The organism is Psychrosphaera saromensis, assembly GCF_002954545.1.
GTDB lineage: Bacteria > Pseudomonadota > Gammaproteobacteria > Enterobacterales > Alteromonadaceae > Psychrosphaera > Psychrosphaera saromensis.
Map to the genome: position 1 here is coordinate 1082795 of NZ_MSCH01000003.1, position 12538 is coordinate 1095332.

At 38.9% G+C, this 12538-nt stretch carries 13 protein-coding genes; 4 read left to right on the forward strand and 9 right to left on the reverse strand.

The annotated features are described in order from the left end of the window. Nucleotides 1-45 precede the first annotated feature (45 nt). From BTO11_RS05080 to rsgA, 3 genes are all read right to left on the reverse strand, one after another. Entirely contained in the window at nt 46-897 is an 852-nt protein-coding gene (locus BTO11_RS05080; RefSeq protein ID WP_181135845.1) for a DMT family transporter, read from the reverse strand. A gap of 98 nt (nt 898-995) precedes the next feature. Next, complete coding sequence (gene asd, locus BTO11_RS05085; protein WP_105051576.1) at nt 996-1856, reverse strand: archaetidylserine decarboxylase; 861 nt, start codon at nt 1854-1856, stop codon at nt 996-998. A 115-nt stretch (nt 1857-1971) separates the two neighbouring features. Then, nucleotides 1972-3027: a small ribosomal subunit biogenesis GTPase RsgA gene (rsgA, locus tag BTO11_RS05090; RefSeq protein WP_105051577.1), complete on the reverse strand. Its 1056-nt coding sequence runs from the start codon at nt 3025-3027 to the stop codon at nt 1972-1974. A 110-nt stretch (nt 3028-3137) separates the two neighbouring features. Between rsgA and orn the strand changes: the two genes are divergently transcribed. Together orn and BTO11_RS05100 are read left to right on the forward strand one after the other, a co-directional pair. Then, entirely contained in the window at nt 3138-3683 is a 546-nt protein-coding gene (gene orn / locus BTO11_RS05095) for an oligoribonuclease (RefSeq protein ID WP_105051578.1), read from the forward strand. Nucleotides 3684-3956: 273 nt separating this feature from the next. Continuing rightward, nucleotides 3957-4829: a sulfite exporter TauE/SafE family protein gene (locus BTO11_RS05100; RefSeq protein WP_105051579.1), complete on the forward strand. Its 873-nt coding sequence runs from the start codon at nt 3957-3959 to the stop codon at nt 4827-4829. 48 nt (nt 4830-4877) lie between these two features. On the opposite strand, the gene BTO11_RS05105 is transcribed toward BTO11_RS05100, so the two are convergent. Next, complete coding sequence (locus BTO11_RS05105) at nt 4878-5318, reverse strand: DUF2721 domain-containing protein (RefSeq protein ID WP_105051580.1); 441 nt, start codon at nt 5316-5318, stop codon at nt 4878-4880. 123 nt (nt 5319-5441) lie between these two features. Between BTO11_RS05105 and BTO11_RS05110 the strand changes: the two genes are divergently transcribed. Further along, nucleotides 5442-6104 (forward strand): YjaG family protein, encoded by a 663-nt coding sequence (locus BTO11_RS05110; protein ID WP_181135846.1) that lies wholly within the window; start codon nt 5442-5444, stop codon nt 6102-6104. 132 nt (nt 6105-6236) lie between these two features. On the opposite strand, the gene rraA is transcribed toward BTO11_RS05110, so the two are convergent. The 5 genes from rraA to prmA form a co-directional block, all read right to left on the reverse strand. Further along, nucleotides 6237-6722 (reverse strand): ribonuclease E activity regulator RraA, encoded by a 486-nt coding sequence (rraA, locus tag BTO11_RS05115; RefSeq protein ID WP_105051582.1) that lies wholly within the window; start codon nt 6720-6722, stop codon nt 6237-6239. 216 nt (nt 6723-6938) lie between these two features. After that, the gene (gene purH, locus BTO11_RS05120) at nt 6939-8531 is read right to left on the reverse strand and encodes a bifunctional phosphoribosylaminoimidazolecarboxamide formyltransferase/IMP cyclohydrolase (RefSeq protein WP_105051583.1); all 1593 of its coding nucleotides are present in this window, start codon (nt 8529-8531) and stop codon (nt 6939-6941) included. Nucleotides 8532-8635: 104 nt separating this feature from the next. Then, nucleotides 8636-8926 (reverse strand): DNA-binding transcriptional regulator Fis, encoded by a 291-nt coding sequence (gene fis, locus BTO11_RS05125; RefSeq protein WP_105051584.1) that lies wholly within the window; start codon nt 8924-8926, stop codon nt 8636-8638. A 73-nt stretch (nt 8927-8999) separates the two neighbouring features. Next, the gene (gene dusB, locus BTO11_RS05130) at nt 9000-9962 is read right to left on the reverse strand and encodes a tRNA dihydrouridine synthase DusB (RefSeq protein WP_105051585.1); all 963 of its coding nucleotides are present in this window, start codon (nt 9960-9962) and stop codon (nt 9000-9002) included. Nucleotides 9963-10484: 522 nt separating this feature from the next. Beyond that, nucleotides 10485-11366, reverse strand: coding sequence for a 50S ribosomal protein L11 methyltransferase (prmA, locus tag BTO11_RS05135; RefSeq protein WP_105051586.1), 882 nt, complete (start codon nt 11364-11366; stop codon nt 10485-10487). 176 nt (nt 11367-11542) lie between these two features. Here prmA and BTO11_RS05140 point away from each other — a divergent pair, with 176 nt between their 5' ends. Continuing rightward, the gene (locus tag BTO11_RS05140) at nt 11543-12397 is read left to right on the forward strand and encodes a 23S rRNA (adenine(2030)-N(6))-methyltransferase RlmJ (RefSeq protein WP_105051587.1); all 855 of its coding nucleotides are present in this window, start codon (nt 11543-11545) and stop codon (nt 12395-12397) included. The last annotated feature ends 141 nt before the right edge of the window (nt 12398-12538 follow it).

Consider the following 12538-nt stretch of genomic DNA (forward strand, 5'->3'; position numbering starts at 1 on the left):
ATACTCTATCTTAATGATCGTAAATTAAGGTTGGCAAAGATTAAATTATGGCTCTTTGTATAGTTTCTTGGCTTGTTTATTCGATAAATAAGTTTCATATATCGCCGCCGACAATATGATAACGCCACCTAATAATGTCATTAGCTTTGGCACTTCTGCAAGGATAATAAAACCTAAAGCTATACCGTACAAAGGTTGTAAATAAGCAATTAATCCTGCGGTTCGAGCCGAGAGCTTATGAATGGCTGAGGCAAATAAAACATGAGGAGCCGCAGAGAAAAACGCGGTTAATAAAATAAGTAGCTGCCAATTGTCCACAGAAACATCCATTGGCGTGTTGCCCACAAAAGGTATCAATACAATGGCGGTGACTAAAAACTGATAGAACATGCTTTGAGTACCAGAGTACTCTGTAAAATAGTGCTGGATACCAATATTTCTTAATGCCATCGCAAGGGCTGACACAACGCCTAATACGATACCAAGTAGATAGTCGTCAGTTAATGCAATCTCAGAGCTCCACAACGATGGGAACAGCATACTAATACCAAAAGTAACAACGACACTGATTAAAATGTCCCGTACAGAAGGGAGTTTCTTACGAACAAGAGGCTCTAATAAAACGGTCAAAACAGGGTAGGTAAATAACGTGATCATACCAACCGCTACTGAGGACATTTGAATACTGGTAAAATAAGTAACCCAATGCAGCGCGGCCAACAAGCCTAATATCAGCGCAATTTTATAATCTTTAAAGGAGTTTAAGCGTATTTTGCTTTTGCTTAACACTAATATTGCTAGCAGCAGAACGACCGTTAATAAACTACGGTAAGCAATAATATCTAATGCAGGAAGTTGGATAAGTTTAGCGAATAATCCAGAGACACCTAGAAGCATAACTCCTAAGTGTAATTTGACCATTGGATGCGGGTCAGTAAATAGCTTGTTTAAGCTCAATGAATTAATTCGCTCATATATGTACTAACTAAACGGTGTTATACCACGTCAGCGAAATGTTCGCCTAAACGGGTAACTGAACCAGCTGTTAATTCTTCAACAAATTTAATTTTGTCTTTGCCAAATAAACAAACAACCGTAGAGCCTAGTTTAAAGCGACCCATTTCTTCGCCTTTGTCTAATACAATCGCGTCGTCGCCATCACTCGGGTAAGTCCATTGTTTTAATGTGCCACGTGGAGGAGTAATGTTTCCTTCCCACACTGTTTCAATACTACGAACAATAGTGGCACCAACGAGTACCATGGCCATTGGGCCTATTTCTGTATCAAATACACAAACAACACGTTCGTTACGTGCAAATAAGTTTGGTACATTAGCAGCCGTTAAAGGATTTACTGAGAACGCATCACCAGGAACATAAATCATGTCGGTTAATGTGCCTTTTACTGGCATATGTAATCTATGGTAATCACTAGGTGCTAAGTAGATAGTGGCAAAGTCACCATCTTCAAATTTGTCTGCAATCGCTTGATCGCCACCAACTAATTCTAAAGTAGAATAATAATGATTTTTAGCTTGTACCAAAGTACCGTCTTTAATTGGACCTAATTGGCTTACTGCGCCATCAACTGGGTGAGCCAGTTTGTTTTCATCTTCAATTATTGGACGTACGCCTTGCGCTAATTCGCGGGTAAAAAAGTCATTAAAGGTTTTAAAATGTGCAGGGTCTGAATGTTTAGCTTCATCCATATTAATGTCATAGGCTTTAATAAAGCTTTTAATTAATCCAGTTGTAACAAAACCAAGTTTAGCTCTTGCTAAAAAGCCAACTAATTTAGACACACCGTGTTTTGGTAGCGCGTATTGGAACGCGATTTTAAAGTTATCAAAATTCACTTGTTTACCCTTAAGAATAACGATTTATTCTTGTAGTTATATTTATTCTGTCGCCATTATACCTGAGCTGTTTAATTGAATGAACAATTGTTTGTAACAGCGAATGTCGGCTTTATTAACTTGGTTCTTTTGATTGATGACGTAACGTAATTTCATCAATGGTTTGTAATATGCGTTTATAGCTACTGTATCTTTCCTGTGAAACTTTGCCATCGGCAATGGCTTGCTGTAGTGCGCAGCCGGGATCTTTTTGATGTTTACAGTCTCTAAATTTACACAGAGTTAGATAAGGTCTAAATTCTATAAAGCCATATAAAATTTGCTCTGTCTCTAAATGCCACATGGCAAATTCACGCACACCAGGCGAGTCGATAATAGAACCGCCATTATCAAGTCTATATAACCTTGATGCCGTGGTAGTGTGCACACCAAGTCGACTATTGTCAGACACTTGCTTAGTTAAGATATTCACTTCTGGCAGGATAGAGTTAACCAAAGATGATTTACCCACACCAGATTGACCAACAAATACACTGGTTTTACCAACTAATAAATCTCTGACCGAGGCGATACCTTGTTCTTCAATTGCAGACATAGTTAGAACCTGGTAACCAATGCTTCTATACAGCTCGACCGTTTTCTCAACCGCTTCTTTGTTGGCTTCATCCAACAAGTCAATTTTATTGATAAGAATAATAGGCGTAATATCAAGCTGTTCTACTGCAACTAAATAACGGTCAATAATACTTGGCGCTAAATCTGGCAATAAAGCCGAAACAATAAATATTTGATCTATATTCGCCGCAACGGGTTTAAGGCCGTCGTAAAAATCTGGACGCACAAATACACTTTCTCTTGGTTCAACGGCTTCAATGACGCCGCCAAAATCAGAGTCAGATACTTTGTAAGGACGCCAAATAACTTTGTCGCCACAGACTAACGAGCCAACAGCACGGCGAAGATCACAACGAATAAGTTCACCTTCCGTACTTTCTACATCGGCATGTTGGCCGTAGCGGGTGATCACCTGACCAAAACGTTGCTCACCCAGCATAGAGTCGTCTACTTTATCAGTGGAAGAGCCTTTGTCTTTTGCCTTGGCAATACGTTTACTTTGGTTATCTTTAATTCGTCTTGATTGAGATTTGGTTAATTTCTTTTGTTTTGCCACTTTTGGCCTATGATTTAATTATAAAAACTTGTGAAAGTTAATAAAAAGAATAACAATGGTTTCATATTATACTTAACCATGCGCGATAAAAAGGATTCCGTAAGGCTTATATGTCATTTAGTGAAAATAATCTAATTTGGGTAGATCTGGAAATGACCGGATTGGAACCTCGTACCGATAAAGTACTCGAAATTGCGAGTATCGTAACCGACAGTGATCTTAATATTTTGGCTGAAGGTCCAGAGATCGCGATTTATCAATCAGATGATGTGCTAGATAATATGGATGAGTGGTGCGTTAATCAGCATGGCAAGTCAGGGCTAACCGCTCGCTGTAAAAGCAGCAAAGTGTCAGAGCAAGAAGCGTGTGAGATCACCATTGATTTTTTAAAAGATTATGTGCCAGCAGGAACTTCACCTATGTGTGGTAACAGCATCTGCCAAGACCGCCGTTTTATGCACATACACATGCTGACACTGGAAGACTTTTTCCATTATCGCAATTTAGATGTCAGTACGGTAAAAGAGTTGGCAAAACGCTGGAAACCGGAGCTAGTTTCTAACTACAAGAAAAAAGGCGCACATTTAGCGTTAGACGATATAAGAGAAAGCATTGAAGAACTTAAACGTTACCGTGAACTGTTCTTTAAATTTTAACGGTAAGTCTTAGCGTTAAACGCTAATTAATACATTTGGTATAAATACCGCAGAATAAAACAAACCGCTTACTGAGCGGTTTTTTTGTGTCTGTTATTCGGCTTTACTTATATCTACTTGCTAGAGCCGTTAATTAATTCATCTATGCAATTGATCTTAAATAAGATTAAAATCATATCACTATTTACAAGGTTATTAATTTAGAGCTTTTGCGTTGTGACTTTATGCAGAACTAGCTTTTATAACTAATCCATTTAAGTTTCAGGTGTACCTTTGTTCTCACTTACACGTCGTCATTTAACAATTATTTCAGCTACTGTTATTAGCTTATTGTTGTGTTGGTATATTTATCAAGTAAACGCTTACTCAGCCTATAGCCTTTTAGGTATGTTGGGCGCTTTATTTGCTAATGCGACAGGCGCTGGTGGCGGAGTGATTTTCATTCCTGCTTTTCAGCAGTTAGGTATTACACCCGAGCAATCGGTTGCTACCAGTTTTGCTATTCAATGTTTTGGCATGACAACGGGGACTGTGATGTGGCTCAACCATGCTAAAACATGTCGGGTGGAAGATTGGAGTCTATTACCTAGCCTAAGCTTTTTATGTCTGCCGTTTGCCATTTTAGGTATTTGGACCGTTTATGGACTTGAACTGTCATCACCTGGGTCGGTATCGTATTTGTTTGCCTATTTTTCAATATTTATCGGTGTTGGGCTTTTGTATACTGGTTTTAAAAAGTTGAGATCAGAAAAACAAAAAGCCCCTACGCAAGAAAAAAAGCAGGTGAATTATCAAGATAAAATGGCCTTAGTGGTATTAAGTTATTTGGGTGGCATACTCACAGCTTGGTTGTCGGTAGGCGTTGGTGAAATCATAGCCTTTTACCTTATATTCAGAGGGTATCGAGTGACGTTAGCAATAGCGGTCGCCGTGGTACTTTCTGCCGGCGCAGTCTGGTCTGGGATTGGTTATCATATTTATGAAAATAATATTTATTGGAGTGTTTTGTACTTTGCAGGACCCGGCGCAGTTATTGGTGGGATATTAGCTAAAAAGTTAGCCACTAGCATTCCTGTATTTCAACTTAAAATGTTCTTTGCTTGCTGGGTATTTGTTGCGGGTAGTATTGAATTGCTCGTTAACTAATTCAGCTCTGTCTGCTCTTGGTAAAAGAGCAGAGAAAAAGCAGAGCTGTTAATCTGATTTAAGTATATTTCGTATCTTTGATCTTTTCGTTGCTTTTACACCTTTTAACGACTCCATAGACTCCAGTTCTATTTCAATTGCTCTGGTACTAATGTGTACTTCAAATAGTGACAGAACTAAAGATGCCGTTAGTGACGTTAAACTTAAGCCAAATAGTATGGAGCCAGAAAATGGCATATCAACAAATATAAGAAACATGGCTATAGTGCATAATAAAAAGCTTAACACTCCAGCGCTTTGCATCGCTCTAATTAAAAAAAGTCGGGTGCGTAAATTGGATATCTGACGCTTTACGACTAACTCTAATCCTTCATTATCACGTTTATTCAATCCCCTGATCAGCTGAGCTAACACTAAAAAACGATTGGTGTAAGCAAGTAACAATAAAGAAATTGCAGGAAACAATAAAGCTGGGGTTGTTAGAGTCATGTGATAATAAGCCGTTATCCGTTCGATTTTAAAATCATACAGCTATCGAATATCTAGGTCTATTGTTATAATGCAGATAATTTCAGCCTGATATAACAATTTATCAATAAAGTGAGAAGTCATTTGGCCAATTCATCTAATAAAGCATCACCGAAGAAAAAGACATCTAACAAAAGCTCAGCTCACGAAAAAACCAATAACTTTCAACGTATTCGTGAATTATCAAGAAAGCAGCAAAGCGTTTTATCTTTAGCCTTGTTAGAAAGAATGAAACCAAATTATCAATTATTTGCTCATGTGACAGAATTCCCACAGCCTTATATCTTGGATAATATAGCCAATAGCTTGTGGGAAAAGCTATTAGTTAAAAACGCTAAAGTTAACTTTGCTGTGATGGAAGAGAAAATAGAAGAGTTAACTCCAGACGAGTTAGACTTTGATGTATACGGCGTTTACCCAGCAATTTATTATTGCACAGGATTATTAACCTATCTTAATGGCGAGCAAAGTGAAGAAGAATACGACTCGGTTGCCATCGCTAAAATATCGCAAGGCTGTATTGTGCACCTTATTGAATATCAAGCTGGTGATATTGAATTAGAAAATGAAGTTATCCGTGAGCACGAATTGATGACGGCCGAAATGTCAGTATTGACCGACTTAATTGATTGGTTATCAACCACCAGATTGAAAGATTTGGACTTGAAATCAATTCGCAGTAAAGCATTAGAAATCGTATTTGCTGATGGCGTAACCAATATTGGTATAGAGCTAGAAAGCGAATAAAGAGTAAAGTAAATAAAGCGAATGCTTATAAAAGCTTAGCCAATAAAAAGTTATAAACACAAATAAAAAAAGAGGTGATAATTTCACCTCTTTTTTTTACTGTAATTTTTATGACTAGCTCAGTCGATATCTTTATTCGATATCAAGTGGCTCAGCAGAAAGGATTGTACCTGTGCTGTCAGCATAAATATGATCATCTGGTAAAAACGTAACGCCTGCAAAGTTAATTGCAATATCATCTTCACCAGCGCCTGTATCAGCAGCTGCCACTGGAATTGAGTTTAAGGCTAAGATGCCAATGCTAAACTCTTCAAGGGCGTCAACTTCTCTAACGCTGCCATTACAGATAATACCTTCCCATTTATTCTCAACGGCCATCTCAACGATTTCAGCATTTAATAAACCAGAACGAATTGAACCGCCACCATCAATGACTAACACTTTACCTAAGCCAGATTGGTTTAATACTGTCATGATCAAGCCATTGTCTTCAAAACATTTGATTGTCTGAACTTGACCACCAAATGATGTCACACCACCATAATGTTCAAAAATTGGTGACAGTACGTCAATTTGCTCAGCAAACATATCGCATAATTCTGAGGTGTTGTAATCCATGTGGAGTCCCGTTAATGGCATTGAATAATTCTACAAAGGCAAAGTATATGATCAGAACTCAGCAATACCAGTAATTTCAACAAAGCATGTAAAAATAATTGTAAAGGAAAGCTGGCGGAACGCTTTATTTGGCATGATTAAGCAAGAAGACAAAAAGACGTAACAAAAAAGGAGCCTAAGCTCCTTTTTTAACATTAACTATTTAAACGCTAGTGTCTAGTGACGGAAGTGACGCATTCCAGTAAACACCATAGCAATGCCGTGTTCGTCCGCTGCGGCGATAACTTCTTCATCGCGCATAGAGCCGCCCGGTTGAATGATTGCTTTGATACCAGCAGCTGCGGCTGCATCAATACCATCACGGAACGGGAAGAAGGCATCTGATGCCATAACCGAACCTTCAACCACTAGGTTTTCGTCAGCGGCTTTAATACCTGCGATTTTAGCAGAGTAAACTCGGCTCATTTGGCCGGCACCAACACCCACTGTCATGCTGTCATTGGCATAAACAATCGCGTTTGATTTAACAAACTTAGCGACTTTCCAGCAGAACATTAAGTCTTTCAATTGTGCTGCAGTAGGTTGAATTTTAGAAACCACTTTTAAGTCGGCTTCTGCAACCATACCTTGGTCACGGTCTTGAACTAATAAACCACCGTTAACACGTTTAATGTCTGGCTGAGTTGTTTTAGTTGACCATTGTCCCGTTTCTAACAAACGGACATTTTTCTTAGCTGCCACAATTTGAGCTGCTTCTGCTGAGATAGATGGTGCAATAATAACTTCTACAAATTGACGAGAAACAATGGCTTCTGCCGTGTCTGCGTCTAATTCGCGGTTAAAGGCAATAATGCCGCCAAACGCCGATGTAGGGTCTGTTTTATAAGCGCGGTTATAGGCTTCTAAAATGGTATCGTTTTCTGCAACACCACAAGGGTTTGCATGTTTAACGATAACGCAAGCTGGACGCTCGAATCCTTTAACACATTCCAGTGCTGCATCTGTATCAGCAATGTTGTTATAAGAAAGTGCTTTACCTTGTAATTGTGTTGCTGTTGAAATTGATGCTTCTTCAACTTCACTTTCAACATAAAACGCAGCTTGCTGGTGGCTGTTTTCGCCATAACGCATTTCTAACTTTTTACTAAACTGTAAGTTATAAGTACGTGGGAATTTAGAGTCTTCCACTTCATCAGCATTGTCTGAATAATCTGGAACCATTTTGCCAAAGTAATTGGCGATCATACCGTCGTATTGCGCAGTATGCTCATAAGCTGCGATAGCTAAATCGAAACGAGTTTCAAATTTAGTTGCGCCCTTGTTTTCGTTTAATTCATTAATTATACGGTCGTAATCTTTGGCATTAACCACAATAGTGACATCTTTATGGTTTTTTGCTGCTGCGCGAACCATAGTTGGTCCACCAATATCAATGTTTTCAACGGCATCTTCCATTGTGCAATCTGGATTAGCAACCGTGCTAGCAAACGGATATAAGTTAACCACAACCATGTCGATTGCTTCAATATCATTTGCGGCCATTACAGCGTCATCAATACCACGACGAGCTAGAATGCCGCCATGAATTTTAGGGTGAAGTGTTTTAACACGCCCATCCATCATTTCTGGAAAACCAGTGTGGTCCGAAACTTCAATTGCGTTTACGCCATTTTCAGTAAGTAATTTGAACGTGCCACCGGTTGATAAAATCTCAACACCGTGTGAGGTGAGTGTACGAGCAAACTCTACTATACCAGTTTTGTCTGACACGCTAATAAGTGCGCGGCGAACAGGTCGTAATGTATCCATTGATTGTAGTTACCTTAGATTATTTAAAAAAATGATTAAAATCTGTAAAGCTAAAAACAAAAAAGCACCCAAGGGTGCTTTTCTGCGGTCATCCCGCGAGGGGATTAGTTCATGCCGTAGCGTTTTAACTTTTTACGTAAAGTACCACGGTTAATTCCTAACATATTCGCTGCGCGTGTTTGGTTGCCGCGAGTATATGTCATGATTTCTTCTAAAAGTGGTTTTTCTAATTCAGACAATACTAAGTCATATACGTCTGTAGAATCTTGACCATTTAACGTTTGTAAGTAATTACGAACTGCTTTTTTAACTTCGTTGCGTAACGGCTGAGGTTTGTCAGCTGTTTGGATGTGCGCATTCGTAATGAACGGAGTTGGAACGTTTTGATCAAACATGTTATTTCTTCTCTATCGGATAAAGTTAAGACTAAAATCTGGCGCGAACCTAAGTCGTTGCCAAATGTATTTTTTAAATATTTTCGAAAAATGCGTTTAAGTCATCAAATTGCTGTTGGCAATCTTCAATTGCATTAAACCTTTTTCTAAATGACCTGTCCTTGTCTTGATCTGCTAAGTACCAACCAACATGCTTTCTAGCAATTCGTGGACCTAACACATCACCATACAACTGGTGCAAATTACTAACGTGCTCCAATAATATGCTACGAACCTCTTCCTTCTCTGGTGGCGCCAGAATATGACCGGTTCGCAAATAGTGATCAATCTCTCGGAATATCCAAGGACGACCTTGCGCGGCACGACCGATCATAAGACCGTCGGCATTGGTATACGCTAATACCTGTTCTGCTTGTTCTGGTGACGTAATGTCGCCATTAGCAATAACAGGGATTTGTACATTTTCCTTTATCTCTTTAATGGTGTTGTACTCTGCCTGACCTTTGTACATACAAGCTTTTGTTCGCCCGTGTATAGCCAAACATTGAATGCCATTGCGCTGAGCAATTCTGGCTATTTCAACACCATTACGATTATCGGTATCCCATCCGGTTCTCGTTTTTAAGGTAACAGGCACTTTTACTGCTTTTACTACCGCCTTAATGATGTCTTCCACCAATTGAGGGTGTTGCATAAGCGCAGAGCCTGCTAACTTCTTATTTACTTTTTTTGCTGGGCAGCCCATGTTGATATCAATGATCTGCGCCCCATTTTTTTCATTAAATGCGGCAGCTTCAGCCATTAAGTCTGGATCTGCACCTGCTATCTGAACCGAGCGAATACCAGTTTCACCCAGGTGGTTCATTCTGTTCATGGACTTGTCGGTTTTCCAAACATCTGGATTTGACGACAACATTTCAGAGACTGCTAATCCAGCACCTAGTCGACGACATAATTGTCGAAAAGGCCTGTCCGTTACTCCAGCCATAGGCGCAACAATTAAATTGTTGTCGAGAGTGTAAGGACCAATTTGCATTAACTTTCTACCACCGCTTGTTATTTCAAAATTACATTACTGATTAAACACTGCTCATTAATCTAATTTAGAGCTATCAAGCCTCTAGTTTGAACCGCTGACGATTTCAGTTTTAACTGGAAACGCACAACACCGTCTCTGTCCAAAAAAAGGGCGGCAAGTTTACTGCTTTTTCAACAAAAATCAAAGGTTGTTTTTTAAACAATATTTGTTTTTTTTATGGTCTTTAGTATTGACATTTTAAATTAGATACAAAATCAGTGAATTATTAACAAATATGCGACTAATATGGCTTTGCGAACGATTTAGTCTTGAATTCTAGTTAAAAATGAGTTTAGCGGAACAGAAAAATATATTTATAAAAAAACCTCAATTAGGTGACTAATTGAGGTTCCATAAGTATGAATTTTAATGTATGTAAATTTAAGTTGAGCGTTTTTATGTAAGCGCTTTCGTAAATCGGTTTCTGAGAAAGCCTACCTTCAACTTAATTATGTTTATTTAGAAACTGATTTGCCTGACTTATTTAATGGCACCATCCAATCTAACCCACTCATCTTGTTGAGTGGCTGGATTCATATTAGCTAAGTCTTTATAGGCATTTAACACATCATCGCCTTGTTCGGCTAAAATGCCAGATAAGGCTAATTCAGTTCCAGTATGGCCGTAACCACAAATCACTTCTTTTAATTCTTTTAAAGGACCGGCAAGGATATTCGCCAAGATCACGTCGGTTTCAAAAACAGGCGCATCTTCTGGTAAATACCATTCAATCTTATCTGCTACATTATTACGCTCGGCATTTTCTTGGCTGGCGGTAATCGCTTTTGGATCTATGTCGATACCAATTGCGCGTTTAGCACCAAGTTTCAGTGCCGCAATTGCTAATATGCCACTGCCACAACCAAAGTCTAAAACGGTTTTACCAGTTAAATCCATTTGCTCTAACCAAAGCATACAAAGTGCCGTGGTTGCGTGTGTGCCAGTACCAAACGCCAAACCTGGGTCGAGTACTACGTTACAGGCTTCTGGATCTGGAATAGGTAACCAACTTGGGCAAACCCATAAACGTTCGCCAAATTGAATTGGGTGGAAGTTTTCCATCCATTCACGTTCCCAGTCTTTATCTTCAACTTGTTCAATTTTACAGTTAAATTGGCCTTGAAACATGTCCTGGTCTTTTAATATGTCCACTATATGTTGCATTTCAGTAGCTGCATCAAACAAGCCCACTACTGTAGAGGTTTGCCAATATTTAATATCGCCAGGGAATAACTCAAATATCGCTTCATCTTTATCATTGGCGGTAAAGGTAACGGATTGGCTACCCACTTCGACTAACAAGTCACTAATGTCTTCTACATATTCCGAATTAACCGCGAAACGAATTTGAACCCAAGCCACACAACACTCCCACAAGACCGTTTAAATCTTAATAAAATCAAATAATGGCAAATTCTAACTCATCCAATAGCAATCTTCTAACAATAAGCAGATAAAGCGCTGTTTATAATGGTGAGTATTCGCTAAACTTTCGTTAATTACACTCTTCATCATTTATAAATATACAGGCAGCACTCATGCTCAGTTATCGTCACGGTTTTCATGCCGGCAATCATGCCGACGTTCTTAAACATTTAATCTATCAATATGTATTGTCTTATATGTCTCAAAAAGACAAAGGATTTAGCATTGTCGATACGCACGCCGGAGCCGGTGGGTATAAATTGTCGGATGACTTTGCGGCTAAAAATAAAGAGTACGAAACCGGTATTAACAAGTTATGGAATGCGCCAACGGACAAAATGCCAGAGTCGGTTAAAAACTATGTTGATGCGGTTAAACGTTTTAATACAGAAAGTGAATGTTCAGAATTAGAAGTGTATCCAGGTTCTCCTTGGTTTGCTTTGGATGCGATTCCACTTGAAGGTAAAACCTTTTTCCACGAATTACACCCAGCTGACTTTGAATTATTAAGACAATTTGTCAGAACTAATCGTTATCGTAAAGCTATAAAAGGTGACGGATTTAGTGAAAGTGTTGGTTTGTTACCACCACCAAGTAAACGCGGCGTTGTGATCATCGACCCACCTTATGAGATGAAAGACGATTATTATCGCGTGGTAGAATACATAGAAACTATGTATAAGCGTTTCGCTGGTGGTGTCTACATGATCTGGTATCCAGTTGTTGACCGTTACCGCATTAACCAAATGGAACACGACTTAATAAAAAGTGGTGTTAAAAACATTCAATTGTTTGAACTTAATGTCAGTGAAGATACCGAAGAACACGGCATGACAGGTTCAGGCATGATAGTAATTAATCCGCCTTGGACATTAAAAGCTGAGATGGAAACTGTGTTACCTTATTTAGTGTCTACTTTAACCAATAACCAAGGTGACTTTAGAATAGAGCAGCTAGTCTCTGAATAAAGGCTTATGAATATAAGCTCGTGGGTAAGAGCTGCTAAATAAAATCGCAAAATAACAAAGCGACTATTAACTATTAATGGAGGTTTAACTCCATTGCTCTAACAGCTCCAGTGTTTAAACTGGAGCTAACATGACTCATTA

What these genes read in the sequence shown, in the direction of transcription:
- BTO11_RS05080 (WP_181135845.1), bottom strand. Translation starts at nt 897, where the DNA reads ATGCTTCTAGGTGTCTCTGGATTATTCGCTAAACTTATCCAACTTCCT.
- orn (WP_105051578.1), top strand. Translation starts at nt 3,138, where the DNA reads ATGTCATTTAGTGAAAATAATCTAATTTGGGTAGATCTGGAAATGACC.
- BTO11_RS05105 (WP_105051580.1), bottom strand. Translation starts at nt 5,318, where the DNA reads ATGACTCTAACAACCCCAGCTTTATTGTTTCCTGCAATTTCTTTATTG.
- rraA (WP_105051582.1), bottom strand. Translation starts at nt 6,722, where the DNA reads ATGGATTACAACACCTCAGAATTATGCGATATGTTTGCTGAGCAAATT.
- purH (WP_105051583.1), bottom strand. Translation starts at nt 8,531, where the DNA reads ATGGATACATTACGACCTGTTCGCCGCGCACTTATTAGCGTGTCAGAC.
- fis (WP_105051584.1), bottom strand. Translation starts at nt 8,926, where the DNA reads ATGTTTGATCAAAACGTTCCAACTCCGTTCATTACGAATGCGCACATC.
- dusB (WP_105051585.1), bottom strand. Translation starts at nt 9,962, where the DNA reads ATGCAAATTGGTCCTTACACTCTCGACAACAATTTAATTGTTGCGCCT.
- BTO11_RS05140 (WP_105051587.1), top strand. Translation starts at nt 11,543, where the DNA reads ATGCTCAGTTATCGTCACGGTTTTCATGCCGGCAATCATGCCGACGTT.